Consider the following 20,428-nt stretch of genomic DNA (forward strand, 5'->3'; position numbering starts at 1 on the left):
GCCGAGATCGATTGCGCGGTCAGCGTCCCATCCGCACTTTGGGTCACAAACGTTACGATCTTCACCCCCACCTTCAGCAAACTCCTGTCCCCCGGCATCAAATTCACGATCGGCACATCCTCCGGCACCAGGATCTTCTGCTGCCCGCCCTTATAGTTGACGGTCAACACCCGGCCATTGCTGACCACCAGATCGCCCACTCTGCCGTTGGTCATGCTGCTGCCCTTGACCAAATCGAACGGCCGATGTCCGTCGCCGCTGCCCGCCAGCTCCGGTGGAAAGACGTGGACCTCCAGCGCTTTCAAGGTGCCATCGTCTTGCGCAATGGCCGCCGATCCAATGTAGCTACCGGGTTTGATGTCTTCGATATTGGCCAGGGTAACGGCGCGGACTTTGGTGTCGTTGGTCAGGTTGATCACCACGTTTTCGCCAGTGTTGACGTGGACTTTCAAGACGTCGGGGCTGACCCCGGTGATCTCGCCGCGCACACCGATGCGCAGGCCAGGCGCATCGGCGGCCAGGGCGAGACCCGCCGTGAACACGCCGATCAAGGTGACAACTGAAGCGCCGCGTATAAGGTGACGAAACATCGCATTCATGGAAGTGCCTTCCGGTTATGAATCGTGAAGGAGAACATAAGCACGCTATCGAACAGGATGTAAGTGAATGTATCATCGGACCTCGATATTTTGACGCAAGGTTTATCGATGGACAGCACTCACGTCCGTCACTCATTCCGTAAAGGAATGATTGCTATCACTCCAATCCCTCTTCTGCCGAATCCGTTACCTCTTTAGCCTGCGCGCATTCCCTTCCGTTCAGCGAGACACGTTATGAACCCAGCGACTCAGGTGCCCCACGGCACCGCGACAATGACCAAAGGCATGGTGCTGCTGTTCGCCTTCTGCTGCGGCGCGATTGTGGCCAACATTTACTACGCCCAGCCGATTATCGGCCTGATCGCGCCGGACATCGGCCTGACCAGCACCATGGCCAGCCTGATTGTTTCGTTGACCCAGATTGGTTACGCGCTTGGCTTGTTCTTTTTGGTGCCGCTGGGCGACCTGCTGGAAAACCGTCGACTGATGATCATCACTACCGTGGTGGCGATTGCCAGCCTGTTGGGCGCAGCGTTTACCGATCAGCCGAATGTGTTTCTGCTGATCTCGTTGCTGGTGGGTTTCAGTTCGGTGTCGGTGCAGATCCTGATTCCGCTGGCGGCGCACCTTGCGCCAGAGGAGTCACGCGGTCGGGTCGTCGGCGGGATCATGGGCGGTTTGCTGCTGGGGATTCTGTTGGCGCGGCCGGTGTCCAGCGTGGTGGCGGATCACTTCGGCTGGCGCGCGATGTTCGTGATCGCGGCGGTGTTGATGGCGGCGATCAGCGTGGTGCTGGCGTTGACGATTCCCAAGCGCCAGCCTGATCACAGCGCCTCTTATGGCCAGTTGCTGGGGTCTCTGTGGACGCTGTTGCGCCAGCAACCGGTGTTGCGTCAGCGCGCGTTTTACCAGGGCTGCATGTTCGCCACGTTCAGCCTGTTCTGGACCGCTGTGCCGCTGGAACTGGCGCGCAATCACGGCCTGTCGCAAACCCAGATCGCGATCTTCGCCCTGGTCGGCGCCATTGGTGCGATCGCCGCGCCGATTGCCGGTCGACTGGCCGATGCCGGCCACACCCGCATCGCCTCCTTGCTGGCCCTGCTGTTCGCCAGCCTGAGCTTCCTGCCAGCGTTCATCCACCCGGTCTACAGCGTCATCGGCCTCGCGGTCACTGGTGTGGTGCTCGACTTCTGCGTGCAGATGAACATGGTCCTCGGCCAACGCGCGGTCTACGCCCTCGATGCCAAAAGTCGCAGCCGCTTGAATGCGTTGTACATGACCAGCATCTTCATCGGCGGCGCGTTCGGTTCTTCGGTGGCCAGTGCGGTGTATGAGCATGGCGGCTGGCTGTGGATCGTGATCGTGGGCAGCGCGTTTCCGTTGTTGGCGTTGTTGCGGTTCTTGAGTGTTTCGCCGAAGGCTTCGTTGGCGACGGCGTAAGGCGTCAAAAGCTTCGCGGGCAAGCCACGCTCCCACAGGAATCTGGTTTGCTCGTGATTGATGTGCGACTGATGTTCCGCACTTCAAATCTTCAACATTCCCCAGCCTCTGCCTGAAAACTCCGGATTGCCTCGATGCCCGCTCACCGATGTGGGCGCCGGAATATCCATCCCCTGTTCTTCCATTTGTTGCAGAAGTATCTGCGCGATTTCGACGGCTGCGTCGTATGCCTTCTCGAACGTATCCCCGGCAGTCACAGCACCCGGGATATCCGGTATTTGAATACCTGTCGCAGTCCTCTCATCTCCCCACTCGATAATGATTGGATAGTGCACAGCGGTTCCTCCAGCAAAATTCACCTTAATGGAACGCCACTGCACCATAGAAACCGGGCGGGGTCTGTTCACGTTGTTTTTCAGGATGTGAACTCCTCATGCCCCCAAGCATGAATCCTATAACTTCACCTGAGCACCTTTCGCCCATGCGGCCAGGATGGATCTCACCTGATTCATTACCGCCAAGGCCAACCCGGATTACACTCAGCGTCCAAAGCCTGAAGCGATGCTGGATGCGATTCGCGGCTGACCCGTTCAACGGCCGCCTGCCCCGGCGGCATGTGCTTTCAAGGAGTGTGCAATGACCCGACGTACCTTTCTCATTACCGGTGCCAGCAAAGGCATCGGCCGGGCAGTGGCCGAACATCTGGACCGTGCGGGGCATCGGGTGGTCGGGATTGCCCGGACGCCGGACCTGTCCTTCCCCGGCATTCTGTTTCCGCTGGATTTGAGCGACAGGGCGCTGACCCAGGAAGTGCTGGCGGAGCTGTCCAGGACGTATGAATTTGATGGGCTGGTAAACAACGTCGGCCTGGTTCGCCCGCAAGTGCTCGGCGAAATCGACCTCGATACGTTCGATGACGTGATGCGGGTCAACCTGCATTCGGCGTTGCAGGCCACTCAGGCGTTGCTGCCAAATATGCGCACCAAGGGCTGGGGTCGGGTGGTGAATATTTCCAGTCTGACCGTGCTCGGGATCACCCAGCGCACGGCGTATGCGGCGGCCAAAGCGGCGCTGATCAGCTTCACGCGCTCATGGGCGCTGGAACTGGCGCAAACCGGCGTGACTGTGAACGCCGTGGCGCCGGGGCCGACGGAAACGGAACTGTTCCGCACCAACAACCCGCCGGGCAGCGAAGGTGAAGCGCGGTATCTGGCGGGTGTGCCGATGGGGCGACTGGGGCAGCCGCACGAGATCGCCGCGGCCATTGCATTTTTGTTGTCCGAGCAGAGCGGGTTTATCACCGGGCAGACCTTGTTTGTCGACGGCGGCTCCTCCATCGGCAAAGCCGCGTTCTGACCAACAACACAAATCCCCTGTGGGAGCTAGCCTGCTAGCGATGGCGGACCGTCAGTCACATTAACGTTGGATGTGCCGCCATCATCGCGAGCAGGCTCGCACACACTTTGATCGTCACAAGGACTCGAGATGGACCGCCTCGGCGCAATGGAAACCTTCGTCTACGTGGTGGAAACCGGTTCGTTTTCTGCCGCCGCCCGGCGCCTGAATATCGGCCAGCCCGCCGTGTCGAAAACCATTGCACAACTGGAGTCGCGTCTCGCGGTTCGACTGCTGTTGCGCTCGACTCGCGGCCTGACGCCCACCGAAGCCGGGCTGGCCTTTTTCGAACGGGCCAAGCGCGCCATCGAAGAAGCCAATGAGGCCGACAATGCAGCACGCGGCGCCGCCAGCGGTCTCACCGGCAACCTGCGGATCTGCGCTGCCGTGACCTTCGGCCGACTGCACATCGTTCCGCAGCTCGGACCGTTTCTCGATCAGAACCCGGATCTGAACATCGACCTGATGCTCGACGACCGCAACGTCAATCTGGTCGAAGAAGGCGTCGACATCGCCCTGCGCCTGGGTACCCAGAGCGACTCCGGCCTCACCGCCCGCAAAATCGCCGAATGCCGGCGCATGGTGCTGGGCACCCCCGCCTATTTCGCAAAACACGGCGAGCCCACCTGCCCGGCAGACCTGAGCAAACACCAGGCAATCACCTACACCTTGGGTGGCGGTGCCCACTGGCAGTTCCGCAACGGGACAGATGAGCAGTCAGTCATCATCAGCGGCCGCCTGCGCGTCAACGCCGCCGAAGGTCTGCGTGCAGCCGTGCTTGCCCATCAAGGACTGACCCTGGCGTCGGAGTGGATGTTTGCGCCGGAACTGGCCAGCGGTGCGGTCAGGGAAGTGATGATGGATTGGACGTTGCCGAATCAGGACCTTTGGGCGGTGTTTCCTACGGGCAGAATGGCCAGCGCGAAGGCTCGGGCGTTTGTGGAATATGTGCAGGGGTTGTTGGCAAAAGAGGCCTGACGTTTCGATTATTTCGTTTATTGCGATTTTCGAATAATTCGAATGCCTGCCAGCTTCGATTATTCAGAATATTGGAAACCGCCATGTCGCCTGTCATCCATCCGCCGATCACCTTGCCTATGGAGCGCGAAGTCCAAGCTGCCATCGAGGGGCAGCGTGCCTTGGCGGCCTACCTTGCCACTCAATTTGACACTCAACACATCCAGATCTTCGACGAGCAGAACGAAGCGCACAGTGTCGAACTGCCTACCTCCGCACTCCGACTGCTTGTCGATATCCTCGCTGAACTCGCCGCAGGCAACGCCGTGAAAGTGGTCCCGGTTCACGCTGAGCTCACCACCCAGGAAGCGGCGGACCTGCTCAACGTCTCACGCCCGCACCTGATCAAACTACTGGAGTCCGGCGACTTGTCCTACCACAAAACCGGCAAGCACCGACGTGTGCGCTTTGCCGATTTGATGGACTATAAAAACCGGCGCGATACCGCCAGCGAGCAAGCAATGACGCTTCTCGCCGAGCAGGCACAAGCGTTAAGGACAGGATACGAGTGAGGCACTCTTCTTTTACCGCTGTATATGACGCAAGCGTTCACCGCTACACCTCATCCCCATCAAAACCCACCCTGACATTCCCCGGCAACTCCCTGCCATGCTCAAGCAACCACGCATCCAGCGTATGCCCCACATGCGTCAACACCGCCAACCCCGGTTGCAGGTCTTCAATGCATCGCAAGGCGAGGTTCAGATCGTTGTGATTACGCGGCGCCTGCGGTTGCGGCGGTAGTGAGCAGTCGAGCACCAGCAGGTCCAGCGGCTCGCGTTGCAGCCGGGCCGTGGTGGCGGGTGGCAGGCCGACGGTGTCGGTCAGGTAGGCGATCCGTCGTCCTTCTCCTTCGAACAGGTAACCCAAGGTGGGTTTTGAATGTTGCAGCGGTAACGCCGTGACGCTGAGTGTGCCGAACTGGCGGGTTTCGAAGTGGCTGAACGGCTGGCTGAAATCGAGGATGCCGGGGTGTTTGTAGAGGTCGGCCAGGCCTTCCGGGTCGTCCGGTCCATGCACTGGAATCACCAGGCCCTGGCCCCAGCGCAAATGCAGCAGCCCTTGGGCGTGATCGGCGTGGTAGTGGGTCTGGAAAATGCCGTTGAAACTGCGGGCTGGGAAGCGTTCGGTCAGGTCGGGCAGGCCGCTGTCGATCAGCCAGCGCTGATCGCCGCATTCGATCAGCGCGCTGCACGGACGACGCCGGCGGCGTTCATCGTGGCGGGCCAGGTCGCAGGCTGCGCAGTCGCAGCCGTAGACCGGGACCTGTCGGGCGTCGCCGGTGCCGAGTAAGGTCAGGCGCATACGGGTTGTCCGTCGATACAGGCCAGCATTTGTTCGACCGTGTGTTCCAGTCGACCGGAGTTGTCGATCACGGACAACGCCGGATCGTGCTCGGCAAGCAGCCGCTCGCTGAAGCGCGCATTACGTGCCAGCCGCTCGGCAATCTCGATGACCGATTCCCGCCCCCGTGCCAGCAAGCGCTGGTGCAGTGCGGCTTGATCGACCGTCAGCAACAGCACGAACACGTCTGGATAGCGCAAGCGGGTTTGCGCCAGATGACCGCGCGAGCCATTGACCAGCACGTCCTGCCCCGCCGCCAGCCAATCGTCGATGTCCCGAGGAATGCCGTACGCCAGGCCATTGGCGCGCCAGCTCAGGGCAAACCCGCCCTGAGCCTCAAGCGTTGCAAACTCATCGAGGCTCACACCTTGCGCCGCTTCCCCCACGGCTTCCGCCGAGCGGGTGATGACTCGCCGCACGATGCGACAGCCGCGTTCGGCCAACCGCGCGCGAGCGGCATCCAGCAGGCTGTCCTTGCCCGAACCTGAAGGTCCGATGAGATAGATCAACCTGCCCGCCATCAAAACACCCTCTTCGCTTGTCGCCAGACCTGTTGGACCACCGGTAACCCGTCCCGGCTGCTGGCTTGTATCAGGTCTGCGCGCAAACCCGGTGCAATTTCGCCGCGATCGCTCAGCCCTGCGGCTCTGGCCGGGGCCAGGCTGACCATGCGTACCGCCTGGGCCAGGTCGCACGGGTTGTCCAGGGCCGCCAGCGCAAATGCCGCTTGCAGCAGACTGGCCGGGTAGTAATCGCTGGACAGGATATCCAGCAGCCCTTCAGCGGCCAGGTCGGCGGCGGCCACGTTACCCGAGTGGGAACCGCCGCGCACAATGTTCGGCGCGCCCATCAACACCTTCATGCCGTTTTGCTGGCTGCCGCGCGCCGCCTCGACCGTGGTCGGGAATTCGGCGATGGTCATGCCGTAGCGCGAGGACTCTTCGACATGGGCCAGGGTCGCGTCGTCATGGCTGGCCACCGACAGACCACGGGCCAGGCAATGCTCGACAATCGCCGCGCGATAACGGGTGCTGTACTCGCGGGAGTTGGCCTTCTGCAGGACAATGAACTCGTCCATCTGCGTGGTCGTCAGGTGGTATTTGCCCATGTAGTACTCACGGTACTTGGCTTCCAGCACAAACTGGCGCTGGCCTGGCGAGTGGTCCATCACCGACACCAGTTGCACCAGCGGATGCTCCACCAGGTCCCGGAACACGCTCAGCGTGTCCGGGTGACACAGCTCGCAACGCAGGTGCAGACGGTGTTCGGCACGGGTCAGCCCGGCGTCGGAGGCACTGGAAATCGCTTCAAGCATCGCCGGCAATTTCTGCATGCGATTGCCTTTGGGATTCACGTCACCGATCGACACGGCGTCGAACACCGTGGTGATGCCGGCTGCGATGATTTGCGCATCGTGGCTGAGCACCGCCGAGCGCGATGGCCAGTCCACGCCGGGGCGCGGGGTCATGTGGCGTTCCAGGTTGTCGGTGTGCAACTCCACCAGGCCCGGCAACAGGTAATCACCGTTGAGGTCCTGGGCCTGGGGCAAGCGGCTCGGGCCTTCGGCGATGTCGGCGATCAAGCCGTCGCGCAGCAGCACGGTGCCGAGGAACACACGGTCAGCGGTGACCAGTCGGGCATTGCTGAGGATCTGTTCAACGGACATGGGCGTATTCCTCGTGGTTGGCAGCGGCCGGGGTCATGTCGAGATGGCGATCGGCGACCGCCTCGCGGGCAGTGCGGTCGTGGAAGATGCCGATCAGCGCGGCGCCCGCCGCTTTCGCTTCGTTCATCAGTTCCAGCACCACCTGGCGATTGGCGTCGTCCAGGGAAGCCGTCGGTTCGTCGAGCAACATCACCGGCCACGCCACCATAAAGCCCCGGGCGATGTTGACCCGCTGCTGCTCGCCACCGGAAAAAGTGCCGGGGGCCAATTGCCACAGGCGTTGTGGAATATTCAAACGGCTGAGCAACAATTCGGCGCGCGATTGCGCCAGGTGTTTTGACCAGCCCCGGGCCAGCGCGGGTTCCATCACCACGTCCAGGCACGCCACGCGCGGGATCACCCGCAAGAACTGACTGACGTAACCCAGCGTTCGCTGGCGCACCTGAAGAATGTCACGCGGCGCGGCACCCACCAGCTCCAGCCAGTGACCATCGTGCTGCACGCGGATGCTGCCGCCCGCCGGCAGGTAGTTGCCGTAAAGAGTGCGCAACAAGGTACTTTTACCGGCGCCGGACTGGCCATGCAGCACCAGGCATTCACCGCCCGCCACACTGAAATCCACCTCGCTCAGCACGTTCAGGACCACGCCGTGCTGCTGGTGCAAGGTGAAGGTTTTCGAGAGGTCACGGACCTCGATCAACGTATTCATCGCTCGGATTTCCACAGGATGGACAGGACTCACGGCTGCAACACCGAAGACACCAGCAGTTGCGAATAAGGGTGCTGCGGGTCGTCGAGGATTTGGTCGGTCAACCCGGTTTCCACTACCCGCGAGCGCCGCATCACCATCAGTCGATCCGCCAGCAAACGGGCCACGGCCAGGTCATGGGTGACGATCACCACGGCCAGGTCCAGCTCTCGCACTAACCCGCGCAGCAGATCGAGCAACCGCGCCTGCACCGACACGTCGAGGCCACCGGTCGGTTCATCCATAAACACCAGCCTCGGGCTCGACACCAGATTGCGGGCGATTTGCAGCCGCTGTTGCATGCCGCCGGAGAAGGTCCGCGGCAAGTCGTCGATGCGCAGCGGGTCGATTTCCACCTGGCTCAGCCAGTCGATCCCCGCCCCGCGCAACTGCTGGTAATTACGTACACCTTGAGCCATCAGGCGCTCGCCGATGTTGGCGCCGGCCGAGACACCCATGCGCAAACCGTCACGGGGATTCTGTTCGACGAAGCCCCATTCGGTGCGCAACAAAGTGCGGCGTTCGGCTTCGCTGGCGCTGTACAGGTCGATCCATTCGCCCTGTTTGTCGCGGTATCCGATGCTGCCGCGTTGGGGCGGCAGGCGGCCGCTGAGCAACGAGAGCAATGTCGATTTGCCCGAACCAGACTCACCGACAATCCCCAGCACTTCGCCGGGATACAGGTCGAAACTGACGCCCTGGCAGCCCTTCTCCGGGCCGTACAGCAATGACAGGTCGCGCACTTGCAAAAGCGCTTGGGCGGCGGACGTCGACAGATCGTTTTTCAGTGCCTGGTTCATTGGCCCTGCTCCTGCTGGCTGACGCGCTGGGCGCAGTAATAAGTGTCGGAACAGACGAAGCTCTGGGTCCCGGCATCGTCGAGGATCAGTTCGTCGAGGAACGAATCACGGCTGCCGCAAATGGCGCAGCACTCTTCCCACTTCTGTACTTCGAAGGGGTGATCTTCGAAGTCCAGGCTGGTGACTTGCGTGTACGGCGGCACCGCGTACAAACGCTTTTCCCGACCGGCACCGAACAGCATCAGCGCCGGGCTCATGTCGAGTTTCGGGTTATCGAATTTGGGGATTGGCGAGGGGTCCATCACGTAGCGTTCGTCCACCATCACCGGGTAGGCATAGGCGGTGGCGATGTGGCCGAAGGTGGCGATGTCCTCGTAGAGCTTGACGTGCATCACCCCGTAATCATTGAGGGCGTGCATGGTCCGGGTCTCGGTTTCCGACGGTTCGATAAAGCGCAGCGGCTCGGGAATCGGCACCTGATACACCATGATCTGATCGGCGTGCAGCGGCGTTTCCGGGATGCGGTGGCGGGTCTGGATCACCGTCGCGTCCGGCGTGCTTTCGGTGGTCGCGACGCCAGCGGTGCGGGCGAAGAAGCGACGGATCGACACCGCGTTGGTGGTGTCGTCCGCGCCCTGGTCGATGACTTTAAGCACGTCGTCAGCACCGAGAATCGCCGCGGTCAATTGCATGCCGCCGGTGCCCCAGCCGTAGGGCAACGGCATTTCGCGCCCACCGAACGGCACCTGATAACCGGGGATCGCCACGGCCTTGAGCAAGGCGCGGCGGATCATGCGTTTGGTCTGTTCGTCGAGGTAGGCGAAGTTGTACGCCGCGTCGCGAATCGGCGCCTGACTCATATCATTCATGGCTGTGGCCCTCGGCTGGCTTGCGCAGTTTGCGGATCAGTTCCAGTTCGGCCTGGAAGTCCACGTAGTGCGGTAATTTGAGGTGCGAGACAAAACCGGCGGCCTCGACGTTGTCGCAGTGCATCAGCACGAACTCTTCCTGCTGTGCCGGGGACACGATCTCTTCGTTGTACTCGCCGGCCCGCAGCGCGCGGTCCACCAGGGCCATGCCCATGGCCTTGCGCTCGGCATGCCCGAACGCCAGGCCGTAACCACGCGTGAACTGAGCCAGCTCGCTAGCCGAGCCAACGAACTGGTTAACCATCTCGCACTCGGTCACTTCGATGCTGCCCAGGCAGACGGGGAAACCCAGCTCTTCGGGATCGATCCACACCTCCACTTCCCCGATGCGAATCTCCCCGGCGAATGGATGGTTGCGCCCATAGCCGCGTTGGGTGGAATAGCCCAGCGCCAGTAGAAAACCCTCATCGCCACGGGCCAGGGCCTGCAAGCGTTGAGCGCGACTGGCGGGCAATTCCAGCGGATCGCGGGTGATGTCGGCGACGCTGTCACTGTTGTCGGACTCGTTCTTGATCAAGCCTTCCCTGGCCAGCAAACCCAGGACCCGTGGGCAGGGTTCGAGGCGGGTGTTCGGGGTGGTTTGCGGTCCCGGATACTCGCCTTCGGCGAGCAATGCAAAGTCGAGCAGACGGTGGGTGTAATCGAAGGTCGGCCCCAGCAACTGGCCGCCCGGCACGTCCTTGAACGTGGCGGACAGACGCCGGCTGAGTTGCATGTCGGACGTGTCGATCGGCAGGCTCGGGCTGAAACGCGGCAGCGTGGTGCGGTAGGCCCGCAGCAGGAAGATCGCCTCGACCAGATCCCCTGCCGCTTGCTTGATCGCCAGCGCGGCCAGTTCTTCGTCGTACAGCGAGCCTTCGCTCATCACCCGCGCCACCGCCAACGGCAGTTGCTGACGGATCTGCTCGACGCCAAGTTCAGAGACCGAGGTATCGCCCCGACGCTTTTTCGCCAGTAGACGGTGGGCATTGTCGATGGCCTGTTCGCCACCCTTGACGGCTACGTACATCAGGCAAGCTCCTCTGCGGTGCGGGTGACCCGCGTACTGCGCGGCAGGCCGATAAAGGCGTGACCGGCGGCGAAAAACAGGTCCAGCCCCCGGGGAAATTCGTTGCGCTGCTCACGCTCCCGCCAGAAGCCCTCGGCCACCGGCAGATGGACCCGGTGCTCGGTCTGAATACCCGGCCCACGCCAGGCCTGCCCTGCCCCGCCGTCGAGGCTCGGCAGCTGGACCAGAAGCGTGCAGGACTGATCGGGGTAGCGGTCATTGCCAAGGTCGAAGCCGCTGAGGTCGAGCAGATCCTCAGCATCGAGCAAGGCGAAACGCGCAGTTTCACGGTGCGATGTCAGCGGGCAGCCGCAGTGGAACGCCAGGTTGGCGCGGATGACCGGCGTGTCGAAAGACGGCGCCAGCCACAGCGGCGTGTCGCCATCGAGCAAGGCCAGGCACAAGGCGTAAGTCGCCGGCGCCAGCCCTTCCAGGCTTGGGCTGGCGTGCAAGGTCTGGATCAGGCCGGGGCCGGCCAACGCTTTGAGTGCCGCGCGAAAACCGCGCTGGGCATCCAGTACCGGGTCGGAAAACGCCGGTTGCAACAACGGTGCGCTCATCAGTTTTCTCCTCGCACGAGGGTGAAAAATTCGACTTTCGTTGCGGCGGTGTCCGCCTCTTGCTGCGCCCGACGTTGTGCCTGGGCGTTGGCCAGCGGCGTGATCACCTGATCGAGCCAATGGCGCTGTTGCGCGCCCTGTAAATGCGCGTCGGCCAAGGCCGCCAATTCGGCGTGGGCCTTGTCGCGACCGGCCAGGTAGCTGTAACCGGTCCGGCCATCGGCCAGGCGCACCACGCAGCGGGTCACGCTCATTTCACCGACATTGAACGGCGCGCCGTTGCCGCCCATGCGGCCACGGACCAGGGTCATGCCGATTTCCGGGGCGCGGATCCATTGGTACTCGACGTCGCGCAGCGCCGCTTCATGGGGCTGCAATTCGTCGCGACGGGCACGGGCCAGTACGCCGATCCAGTGCTGCCGCGCAGCGTAAGGAGCAGGGTTCATCGTTGAGTTCTCCATCAGGTGACGACCTGGTACTGGAAGCGATCCGAACGGCTGGTGGACTGGGCCAGCTCCACCGGATGACCGTCGCGATCGCGGGAAAGGGTGAACACACTCAGCGCCGGCAAATGCCGGGGCATCATCAGCAGCGCGGCTTCTTCGCGGCTGGGTAAACGGGCACCGATCAGGCTCAGGGTGCGGGTCAGCGGCAGATCCCGTTCGCTGAGGTACTGGCGCAAGGAGCCGCCGGTGTAGTCCGCCAGCAAGGGCGCATGGCTGGCGCAATAGCGGTGGCGGATCAGGCTGACCGGTTGGTGATCGAGTTTGCGCAGTGTCTGCAATTCAATCATTGGCGCCATCTCGACAAGCCCGAGGTGTTGCGCTTCTTCGCGGCTGGCGAAGCAGTAACGGCGCTTGAGCAGCACCGCCTCAACGCCCAACCCCTGGGCCGACAGCGACTGGCTGTAGGCACTGTCGGCCGCCATCGGATAAATCAGCGGTCGCTCCAGCACTTGCGTGCCCTTGCCCTGGCGGCGCAACAGGCTGCCTTCGAACACCAGCTCATCGATGGCGCGGCGCAAGGTATGGCGGTTGACCCCGAAGCGCTCGGCCAACTGCACCTCCGCCGGCAGGAAGTCCCCGGCCTGATAACCGGCCAGCTCGCGACGCAGGATGTCGGCCAGTTCGCGGTACACCGGCTCATCTTGTCTAGACAACTGCATGCTTAAAAAAAACGCCCACGGGCACCCCTCCGAAATTCAGATGAACTGCTTGCGCAGGCGTTGCGACAGGATGTCGATCAGGCTCACCACGACGATGATCACCAGCAGCACCGCGCACGTTTGAACAAACTGGAAGGCGCGAATGTTCTCCCACAGAATCACTCCGATCCCGCCGGCACCGACCATCCCCACCACCGTTGCCGAGCGCACGTTGGCCTCGAAGCGGTACAGCGCGTAGGACACCCACAGCGGCATCACTTGCGGAATCACCCCGTAGATCACTTCTTGCAGGGCGCTGGCACCGGTGGCGCGAACCCCTTCAACCGGGCCCGGGTCGATGGCCTCGACCGCTTCGGCGAACAGCTTGGCGAGTACGCCGGTGGTGCTGATCCACAGCGCCAGCACCCCGGCAAACGGACCCAGGCCGACCGCCACCACGAACAACATGGCGAAGACCATTTCGTTGATCGAACGGAAGGCGTCCATCACCCGGCGCAACGGCTGGTGAATCCACCAGGGGGTGATGTTTTCCGAGCAGAGAATGCCCAGCGGCACCGAGCAGACAATCGCCAACACCGTGCCCCACAGGGCGATTTGTACGGTGACGATCATTTCCTTGAGGTAAGAGCGCCATTCGTGGAAGTCCGGCGGGAAGAAATCAGCGGCGAAGGTCGCCATGTTTCCCGAGTCGCGGTACAGCGCCATCGGGTTCATCTCGGCCCCGTGCCAGGCCCAGGCCAACAGGACCAGGAACAGGCCCCAACCGGCGTATTGCGGCCAGGTGCGCTTGCCGACAGCTTCAGCGTGCAGAGTGGTCATAGGATTTCTCTAATTAATGCCAAGTGCAAAACCTGTGGGAGCGGGCTTGCTCGCGAAGACGGCGGCACATACACCATCGATGGCGACTGACACACCGCTTTCGCGAGCAAGCCCGCTCCCACAGGGTCAACCAGCGGTGGCTGCGGTCTTTTTGTCGGCGCTTTTCTCGAGCAGGGTCAGGCGCTCTTGCAGCTTGGCCAACTCGGCATCGATATCGGCCAAACGCTTGGCCTTGTCAGCGGCCTCAAGCTTGTCGTCGGCGCTGATCGTGGTGCGCTGCTTGAACAGTTCGAGCTGACGGATCGGTAGCAACTGGTCGTCGCTGGACTTCAGGAACTTGCCCAGTTGCATGCCCTTGAGCACCGCTTTCTCGGAGTCGGTGTCGCCGTAGCTGAAGATGAAATCGCGGATTTTGGTCTTCTCGCTGTCGCTCAAGGCCTTGCTCCACACCAGCGGGTCGGCCGGGATCAGCGGCGACTTCCAGATCACCTTAAGCAGTGCGGCCTTGTCCGGCTGGGTGACTTCCAGGCGATCCCAGCTTTCAGTGTTGAAGGTCGCCACATCCAGTTGCCCCTTGGCCACGCTCAAGGCGTTGACCTCATGGCTGGAATTGAGGGTGCGCTTGAACGCGGTGGCGGCGTCGACGTGGTTCTTGGCGAAGACGTAGTAGCCCGGCACCAGGTAGCCCGAGGTGGAGTTCGGGTCACCGTTGCCGAAGGTCAGGTTCTTGGCGTTCTTGAGCATGTCGTCCACGGAATTGATCGGGCTGTCCTTGCGCACGATCAGCACACTCCAGTACCCGGCGGCACCGCTGGCGGCAGCGGTCTGGGCGAAGATCTCGCCGTTGGAACGGTCCACGGCTTCAATGGCGGCCTTGTTGCCGAGCCAGGCGACGTCGACCTTGTTGAAGCGCATGCCCTGGATCAGACCGGCATAGTCGGAGGCGAAGGTGGCATTGATTTTCAGCCCGGTTTTCTTCTGCATGTCATCGAGAAACGGCTGCCAGATACTCTTCAGGTTCTGCGAAGACTCGGTGGACATGATGCCGAAGTTGATGGCTTTTTCTTCAGCCTGGGCGGTGCCCAGCACACAGCTGGCGAGCAACGCAGCGCCAGCAAAAACGCGACCGATACGGTTCAACATGGAATGGATTCCTGAGGATGCGTAGTGGAGGAAGTGGAGGTATTCAACCGCGCGCCAGCACCAACCGGGGCGCGGGTTCGGTGCGGCGGGTCTGGTCGGAAAACATCAGGCTGGTGTCGATGTCGGCACCGTACAAATCATTGAGGAACTGACTGCTCAGGTCTGCAGCGAGGCCGTCGAAATGAATCCGCCCGCCCTTGAGCGCAACGGCGCGGGGGCAGTAACGCGTGGCGTAATCGACTTGATGCAGGGTGACCACCACGGTCTTGCCGTCGCGGCGGTTGATGTCGGCGAGGATTTCCATGACCTTGCGTGCCGACTCCGGGTCCAGGGAGGCGATCGGTTCATCGGCCAGAATCACTTCGGCACGCTGGGTCAACGCCCGGGCAATCGCCACGCGCTGCTGTTGGCCGCCGGACAAGGTGGACGCCCGCTGCGCCGCTAGATCGGCCAGGCCGACACGGTCCAGGGACTCCATGGCGAACTGCTTTTCCTGGGCATTGAACAGGCTCAGATTGCCGCGCCAGCGCGGCATGCGGCCCAGGCAACCGAGCAGCACGTTATCGAGCACGCTCAGGCGGTTGACCAGGTTGAACTGCTGGAAGATGTAGCCGATATCGGCGCGCAGGCGACGGACCTTGCCATTGAGCCGCCCGGACGCCTGCACTTCCCGCCCCAGCACCTTGACGCTGCCGCCGTTGCTGCGATCGCAACAGGCCAGGCCGGCGAGATGTCGCAGCAAGGTGGACTTTCCGGAGCCGGAAGCGCCAATCAGCGCGACCATCTCACCGGTTGCGATGGTGAGTTCGAGGTCGACCAGTGCGGTCTTGCGCGCAAAGGTCTTGTTCAGATGATCGACATGGATAGCTGCGTTCATGGGCTTCTCTGTCTGGTTGAACAGCCGTCCCTGGCCGCTTTGAAGTTCAACCGACTTTAGGCACGGGCTGTGTCAGCCCTATGACTCGCACAAGTCGCTGGCTTAACCATTTGATGAAGGTTTTGTGAAAGGTTGAGCCGGTGGGGATACCACCGAACCTGTGGGAGCGAGCAAGCCCGTTCCCACAAGTTCCATGGTGGTCCCATCGCCTTTCCTGCACGCACAAAAAAGGCGACCCCGAAGGTCGCCTTGTTCTGTACTGACGGTTACTCCCCGAATTGCCGCCCCAACCCACCCGGCACGCCATGGATATTGGTCTCTTCCCATGGCCCGTTCGGGCTGATCGACCGGTTCCAGCCATTGTTCCAGCGGTAGTAGGTGCGCTGGCGGTAGAAGGTGTTGGGCTGGTCATCCAGCACATAAACACCAAGCTTGGCATCCCAATGGCTGTTGCCCCCCGGTGGCGGCGCGAAGCTGGCGGAAGTGCGTGGCAGCGGCTTGGCGGGATTGGCCGGGGTGGTCGGTTTGCTCGGCGCCGTCGAGGGTGCCGGTTTGGTGCTTGGCTGCGACGGCGGGATCGGTGGCGGGGTTGGCTGCTCAGGGGGCCGCTGGACCGCACAAGCGCTTAACCCCAGGACCAGACTGAGCAGGGTGATACGAGCGATGGCGGTCATGGCGGTGGTTCCTGTTATTTATCCGGGCTGTCGATGGTCAGTTTTTGCGCTGCGGTGGTGCTGCTGGCCAGGGGCGGGCTGCGACCGATCCATTCGCCGGCAGTCGGTTGGCCGGCGCGGGAGATGCGCGCAACCAGTTGGACTTCAGGGAAGTTCGACAGTTTCAACTGCGGCATCATTGCGTCGGCATCGCCCAGTTCGACGGTGGCCGGCAAGTCGGCCACGGTCAAGCGCTTGGCGGCCAGTGGTGCCGGTGGACCTGAGGTGGCGCGGGCGAAGATGAACACGCTGTCGCCGGGCTGGACCTTGGCTTTCAACTCGGGTGCCAGATCCACGGTGACCTTAAGCTTCGCTGCCGCTTTGGCCACTGGGGCCTGGGCGACTTTGCCGCCGCTGGCTTCGAGTTTCTCGGTGGCTCGCGTGATCCCGCCTTGCAGCGCAGCACGGGAACTGTCCTCCGGCGGCAGTTGCGCCAACAGGCGATTCCAGTAGTCAATGGCGTCCTGATACCGCTGGCTTTCAAATGCCGCGATGCCCAGCAGGCCAAGGCTGGTGACTTCTTTCGGATCGGCTTTCAGCGCTTCGTCAGTCAGTGCCTGAATCTTGTCCGACCACTTTTTGCCATCGGCGAAGTACTGGGCCTGGGCCCATTGACCAAGCAGTTCCGGCTGACGACCGGCCAGGTTCACCGTGCGCTCGAAGATCTTCGCTGCATCGCCAGGACGGTCCTGAGCCATGTACGTGCGACCGAGGAAGTACAAGCCCTCAGCCGAATCCGGCTGCGCCGCGACCGCGCGCTCCAGACGCTGGGTCATCTCTTCCATCGACTGCGGCGCCCGGGCGAATTCGCGGGTCAGTTCAACCTTGTCGCTGGCACCGTAATGCAGGTACAAGCCCAGCCCCAGGACCGGCACCAGAATCGCCGCCAGCAAGGGCCACAGTTTGCCCAGGCGCGCCACGCGCGGTGCCTCGACGCCTTCGGTGTCGGCGAGCAGTTCACGGGCAGCTTCGGCGCGACCGGTTTCCAGTTGCGCAGCGTTGAGCACGCCCTCTTCCTGCTCGGTTTGCAACTCAGCCACGCGCTCCTGATACAGCGCGACGTTCAGGGCAGTACGATCCTCTTCGAGCTGTGCACGACGGCCACGCAAAACGGGGATCAGCAGAAAACTCAGGGCAACCAGAAGTAGCAGACCTGCAGCGAGCCAGAAATCAATCATTCTTGGTTTTATCCAACAGGTGGTCGAGGCGCTCACGCTCCTCGGCAGAGAGCTCATCCTTGGTGTCAGCGCGTTGCACGCGACGACGGCGGACGATCACGGCGATGATCACAAAACCGCCCAGCAACAGGCCGGCGGGGCCGAACCAGAGCAGAGCGGTCTTGGTGTTCAGAGCGGGTTTGTAGCGGACGAAATCACCGTAGCGATCAACCATGAAGTCGATGATCTGCTGATTGTCCTTGCCCTCGCCCAACATGCGGAAAATCTCTTTGCGCAGGTCGGCGGCGATCGGTGCGTTGGAATCGGCGATGTCCTGATTCTGGCACTTGGGGCAACGCAGCTCTTTGGTCAGCTCGCGAAAACGCTCACGATCGCCTTCTTTGGCGAACTCGTAGGTGTCGATGGCGGCGTGGGCAACACCGGCCATGCTCAAACCCAATACAGCGGCGGCTATCCAGCGCTTCATGGCTTGGCCTCATCGACCAGTGCCTGATACTTGGCCGCCAGTTTTTCGCGCCAGACCTGTTCGTCGATCACCCCGACGAACTTGTCGCGGATGATGCCTTTGGCGTCGATGAAAAAGGTTTCCGGGGCGCCGTACACACCGAGGTTCAGGCCAAGGGAGCCCGCATCATCACGAATGTCCAACTGGTACGGGTTGTGGAATTCCGCCAGCCACTTCAAGGCGTCGGCGTTGACGTCCTTGTAGTTGATGCCGTAAATCACCACGCCCTTCTCGGCCAGTTTGTTCAGCACCGGGTGCTCGACCCGGCAGGAAATGCACCAGGTGCCCCAGACGTTGACCAGTGCAGGTTTACCGAGAATGTCGGCCTTGGTCAGGGTCTTGTCGCCCTGCACCGCTGGCAGGGAAAACTCCGGGAACGGCTTGCCGATCATCGCCGAAGGCAACTCGGCCGGGTCCAGATACAACCCGCGATACAGGAAAACAGCCACCACCAGAAAAATCGCCAGTGGCAACAGCATTAACCAACGTCTCATGCAGTGGCTCCCGACATACCGAGTGCTTCTCGCACGCGGCTTTTTACCTTGACCCGATAACGGCGATCCAGCGCCGCCAGCAACCCGCCAAAACCTGTGAGCAGCCCGCCGAACCAGATCCAGCGCACGAACGGTTTGACGTGCACGCGCACGGCCCAGGCGCCATCGCCCAGCGGTTCGCCGAGTGCGACGTAAATGTCACGGGTGAAACCGGCGTCGATCCCGGCTTCGGTCATCACCGAGTTCTGCACGGTGTAGAGGCGTTTTTCCGGGTGCAATACGCTGACTTCCTTGCCGCCCTTGATCACCCGGACGGTGCCTTTGTCGGAGGTGAAGTTCGGGCCTTCGTAGTGCTTGGCGCCTTCGAACACGAAGTGATAACCGGCCAGGTCCATGGACTCGCCCGGCGCCAGGCGCAAATCGCGCTCGGCACTGTTCTGGCTCGACAGCACGACGCCAAGGGCGCACACGGCGATGCCCAAGTGCGCGATCTGCATGCCCCAGTAGCTGCGGGTCAGGGTCGGCAGACCTTTGATCAGGCCTTTGTGGCGGGTCTTGTCGAGGATGTCGCGCACACCGGCCAACAGCACCCAGGCCGCGAGCATGAACGTAGCAATCACCGCCCAGTTGAAATCGCCATAAGCGACGCCAGCCACCACGGCCAACGCGGCACTGCCGAGCAACACCGGCGTGAGCATGCTCATCAGCCATTTGACCGGGGTGTCTTTCCAGCGCACCAGCATGCCGACGGCCATCACCATCATCAGCAACGCCATCAACGGAATGAACAACGCGTTGAAGTACGGCGGGCCGACCGACAGCTTGGCGCCGGTCATCGCATCGAGAATCAGCGGATACAAGGTGCCGAGCAGAATCATCGACGCCGCCACCACCAACACCAGGTTATTGCCCAGCAGCAGTGTTTCCCGGGACCACAGGTTGAAGCCGACGTGGCTCTTCACCACCGGGGCGCGCAGGGCGAACAGCGTCAGCGAACCGCCGACCACGAACAGCAGGAAAATCAGGATGAACACGCCGCGCTCCGGGTCGGAGGCAAAGGCGTGAACCGAGGTCAGCACGCCGGAACGCACCAGGAACGTACCGAGCAAGCTCAACGAGAACGCGGCGATGGCCAGCAACACGGTCCAGCTCTTGAACACGCCACGTTTTTCCGTGACCGCCAGCGAGTGAATCAGCGCCGTACCGACCAGCCAAGGCATGAACGAGGCGTTTTCCACCGGGTCCCAGAACCACCAGCCGCCCCAGCCGAGTTCGTAGTAGGCCCACCACGAACCCAGGGTGATGCCGATACCGAGGAAGGCCCAGGCAACGATGGTCCATGGACGCGACCAGCGCGCCCACGCCGCATCAAGGCGACCGCCCATCAGCGCCGCAATAGCGAAGGCAAATGCCACCGAGAAACCGACGTAACCCATGTACAGCATCGGCGGGTGAACGATCAAACCGATGTCTTGCAGGAGCGGATTGAGGTCCGCGCCGTCGCTGGGCACTTGCGGCAGAATGCGTTTGAACGGGTTCGAGGTGAGGATCAGGAACAGCAGGAAACCGGTGCTGATCATGCCCATCACGGCCAGCACGCGGGCCAGCATCACTTGCGGCAACTGCCGGGAGAACACCGACACCGCAAAGGTCCAGCCGCCGAGGATCAAGGCCCAGAGCAGCAGCGAGCCTTCGTGAGCGCCCCACACCGCGCTGAACTTGTAGTACCACGGCAAGGCGCTGTTGGAGTTGCTGGCCACGTAGGCGACGGAGAAGTCGTCGGCCATGAACGCGTAGGTCAGGCAACCGAAGGCGAACAACAAAAAGGCGAACTGGCCCCAGGCCGCTGGCTGCGCGAGGCTCATCCACAAACGGTCACCGCGCCAGGCGCCGAGCAACGGCACGATGGCCTGGACCAGCGCAAAACAGAGCGCCAGGATCATGGCCAGGTGGCCGAGTTCAGGAATAAACAGTGCGGATGTCATCGA

General features: G+C 62.2%; 23 protein-coding genes and 1 pseudogene. 4 read left to right on the forward strand and 20 right to left on the reverse strand.

What is annotated here, in order from left to right:
• Positions 1-599: hypothetical protein (locus K0F88_RS15785; protein WP_219095696.1), on the reverse strand; the 599-nt coding region annotated here is incomplete at its 3' end.
• 234 nt (positions 600-833) lie between these two features.
• On the opposite strand from K0F88_RS15785, the gene K0F88_RS15790 reads away from it, so the two are divergent.
• Positions 834-2,039 (forward strand): MFS transporter, encoded by a 1,206-nt coding sequence (locus K0F88_RS15790; protein ID WP_219095642.1) that lies wholly within the window; start codon positions 834-836, stop codon positions 2,037-2,039.
• A gap of 86 nt (positions 2,040-2,125) precedes the next feature.
• Here K0F88_RS15790 and K0F88_RS15795 read toward each other — a convergent pair.
• A pseudogene (locus K0F88_RS15795) lies at positions 2,126-2,374 on the reverse strand (type II toxin-antitoxin system HicB family antitoxin); the annotation flags it as partial.
• Between the two features lie 301 nt (positions 2,375-2,675).
• Between K0F88_RS15795 and K0F88_RS15800 the strand changes: the two are divergent.
• From K0F88_RS15800 to K0F88_RS15810, 3 genes are all read left to right on the forward strand, one after another.
• Positions 2,676-3,395, forward strand: a complete 720-nt coding sequence (locus K0F88_RS15800) for an SDR family oxidoreductase (RefSeq protein ID WP_094471273.1) — start codon at positions 2,676-2,678, stop codon at positions 3,393-3,395.
• Positions 3,396-3,524: 129 nt separating this feature from the next.
• On the forward strand, positions 3,525-4,412 hold the full coding sequence (locus tag K0F88_RS15805; protein WP_094471272.1) for a LysR family transcriptional regulator: 888 nt from the start codon (positions 3,525-3,527) through the stop codon (positions 4,410-4,412).
• Between the two features lie 83 nt (positions 4,413-4,495).
• Positions 4,496-4,963, forward strand: coding sequence for a helix-turn-helix domain-containing protein (locus tag K0F88_RS15810; protein ID WP_219095643.1), 468 nt, complete (start codon positions 4,496-4,498; stop codon positions 4,961-4,963).
• A 43-nt stretch (positions 4,964-5,006) separates the two neighbouring features.
• Here the strand turns inward: K0F88_RS15810 and phnP are convergent, their stop codons facing one another.
• The 18 genes from phnP to K0F88_RS15900 form a co-directional block, all read right to left on the reverse strand.
• Positions 5,007-5,756: a phosphonate metabolism protein PhnP gene (gene phnP / locus K0F88_RS15815; protein WP_219095644.1), complete on the reverse strand. Its 750-nt coding sequence runs from the start codon at positions 5,754-5,756 to the stop codon at positions 5,007-5,009.
• Positions 5,747-6,316, reverse strand: a complete 570-nt coding sequence (gene phnN / locus K0F88_RS15820; RefSeq protein WP_219095645.1) for a phosphonate metabolism protein/1,5-bisphosphokinase (PRPP-forming) PhnN — start codon at positions 6,314-6,316, stop codon at positions 5,747-5,749. The genes phnP and phnN overlap by 10 nt, the downstream gene beginning before the upstream one ends.
• Positions 6,316-7,461, reverse strand: coding sequence for an alpha-D-ribose 1-methylphosphonate 5-triphosphate diphosphatase (locus K0F88_RS15825; protein WP_219095646.1), 1,146 nt, complete (start codon positions 7,459-7,461; stop codon positions 6,316-6,318). The genes phnN and K0F88_RS15825 overlap by 1 nt, the downstream gene beginning before the upstream one ends.
• On the reverse strand, positions 7,451-8,170 hold the full coding sequence (phnL, locus tag K0F88_RS15830) for a phosphonate C-P lyase system protein PhnL (protein ID WP_219095647.1): 720 nt from the start codon (positions 8,168-8,170) through the stop codon (positions 7,451-7,453). The genes K0F88_RS15825 and phnL overlap by 11 nt, the downstream gene beginning before the upstream one ends.
• 29 nt (positions 8,171-8,199) lie before the next feature.
• Positions 8,200-9,009 carry a phosphonate C-P lyase system protein PhnK gene (gene phnK, locus K0F88_RS15835; RefSeq protein WP_219095648.1) on the reverse strand — a complete coding sequence of 270 codons (810 nt, stop codon included), beginning with the start codon at positions 9,007-9,009 and terminating at the stop codon, positions 8,200-8,202.
• Positions 9,006-9,878 (reverse strand): alpha-D-ribose 1-methylphosphonate 5-phosphate C-P-lyase PhnJ, encoded by an 873-nt coding sequence (locus K0F88_RS15840; RefSeq protein ID WP_219095649.1) that lies wholly within the window; start codon positions 9,876-9,878, stop codon positions 9,006-9,008. The genes phnK and K0F88_RS15840 overlap by 4 nt, the downstream gene beginning before the upstream one ends.
• Positions 9,871-10,947: a carbon-phosphorus lyase complex subunit PhnI gene (locus tag K0F88_RS15845; RefSeq protein ID WP_219095650.1), complete on the reverse strand. Its 1,077-nt coding sequence runs from the start codon at positions 10,945-10,947 to the stop codon at positions 9,871-9,873. The genes K0F88_RS15840 and K0F88_RS15845 overlap by 8 nt, the downstream gene beginning before the upstream one ends.
• Positions 10,947-11,546 carry a phosphonate C-P lyase system protein PhnH gene (phnH, locus tag K0F88_RS15850; protein WP_219095651.1) on the reverse strand — a complete coding sequence of 200 codons (600 nt, stop codon included), beginning with the start codon at positions 11,544-11,546 and terminating at the stop codon, positions 10,947-10,949. The genes K0F88_RS15845 and phnH overlap by 1 nt, the downstream gene beginning before the upstream one ends.
• The gene (phnG, locus tag K0F88_RS15855; RefSeq protein WP_219095652.1) at positions 11,546-11,992 is read right to left on the reverse strand and encodes a phosphonate C-P lyase system protein PhnG; all 447 of its coding nucleotides are present in this window, start codon (positions 11,990-11,992) and stop codon (positions 11,546-11,548) included. Before phnG ends, phnH begins: the two co-directional genes overlap by 1 nt.
• A 14-nt stretch (positions 11,993-12,006) precedes the next feature.
• Entirely contained in the window at positions 12,007-12,711 is a 705-nt protein-coding gene (gene phnF, locus K0F88_RS15860; RefSeq protein WP_219095653.1) for a phosphonate metabolism transcriptional regulator PhnF, read from the reverse strand.
• Between the two features lie 36 nt (positions 12,712-12,747).
• Positions 12,748-13,530, reverse strand: coding sequence for a phosphonate ABC transporter, permease protein PhnE (phnE, locus tag K0F88_RS15865; protein ID WP_212626853.1), 783 nt, complete (start codon positions 13,528-13,530; stop codon positions 12,748-12,750).
• A gap of 126 nt (positions 13,531-13,656) precedes the next feature.
• The gene (phnD, locus tag K0F88_RS15870) at positions 13,657-14,673 is read right to left on the reverse strand and encodes a phosphonate ABC transporter substrate-binding protein (RefSeq protein WP_219095654.1); all 1,017 of its coding nucleotides are present in this window, start codon (positions 14,671-14,673) and stop codon (positions 13,657-13,659) included.
• A gap of 43 nt (positions 14,674-14,716) precedes the next feature.
• The gene (gene phnC / locus K0F88_RS15875; protein ID WP_219095655.1) at positions 14,717-15,550 is read right to left on the reverse strand and encodes a phosphonate ABC transporter ATP-binding protein; all 834 of its coding nucleotides are present in this window, start codon (positions 15,548-15,550) and stop codon (positions 14,717-14,719) included.
• 266 nt (positions 15,551-15,816) lie between these two features.
• Positions 15,817-16,224: a hypothetical protein gene (locus K0F88_RS15880; RefSeq protein WP_219095656.1), complete on the reverse strand. Its 408-nt coding sequence runs from the start codon at positions 16,222-16,224 to the stop codon at positions 15,817-15,819.
• A gap of 14 nt (positions 16,225-16,238) precedes the next feature.
• On the reverse strand, positions 16,239-17,441 hold the full coding sequence (gene ccmI, locus K0F88_RS15885) for a c-type cytochrome biogenesis protein CcmI (RefSeq protein ID WP_219095657.1): 1,203 nt from the start codon (positions 17,439-17,441) through the stop codon (positions 16,239-16,241).
• Positions 17,434-17,907, reverse strand: coding sequence for a cytochrome c-type biogenesis protein (locus K0F88_RS15890; protein ID WP_094471269.1), 474 nt, complete (start codon positions 17,905-17,907; stop codon positions 17,434-17,436). The genes ccmI and K0F88_RS15890 overlap by 8 nt, the downstream gene beginning before the upstream one ends.
• Positions 17,904-18,440, reverse strand: a complete 537-nt coding sequence (locus tag K0F88_RS15895) for a DsbE family thiol:disulfide interchange protein (RefSeq protein ID WP_094471268.1) — start codon at positions 18,438-18,440, stop codon at positions 17,904-17,906. Before K0F88_RS15895 ends, K0F88_RS15890 begins: the two co-directional genes overlap by 4 nt.
• Positions 18,437-20,425 (reverse strand): heme lyase CcmF/NrfE family subunit, encoded by a 1,989-nt coding sequence (locus K0F88_RS15900; RefSeq protein WP_219095658.1) that lies wholly within the window; start codon positions 20,423-20,425, stop codon positions 18,437-18,439. Before K0F88_RS15900 ends, K0F88_RS15895 begins: the two co-directional genes overlap by 4 nt.
• Between the last annotated feature and the right edge of the window lie 3 nt (positions 20,426-20,428).

The sequence above is a fragment of the Pseudomonas sp. UMAB-40 genome (assembly GCF_900095275.1).
GTDB classification, from domain to species: Bacteria; Pseudomonadota; Gammaproteobacteria; order Pseudomonadales; family Pseudomonadaceae; genus Aquipseudomonas; species Aquipseudomonas mandelii_B.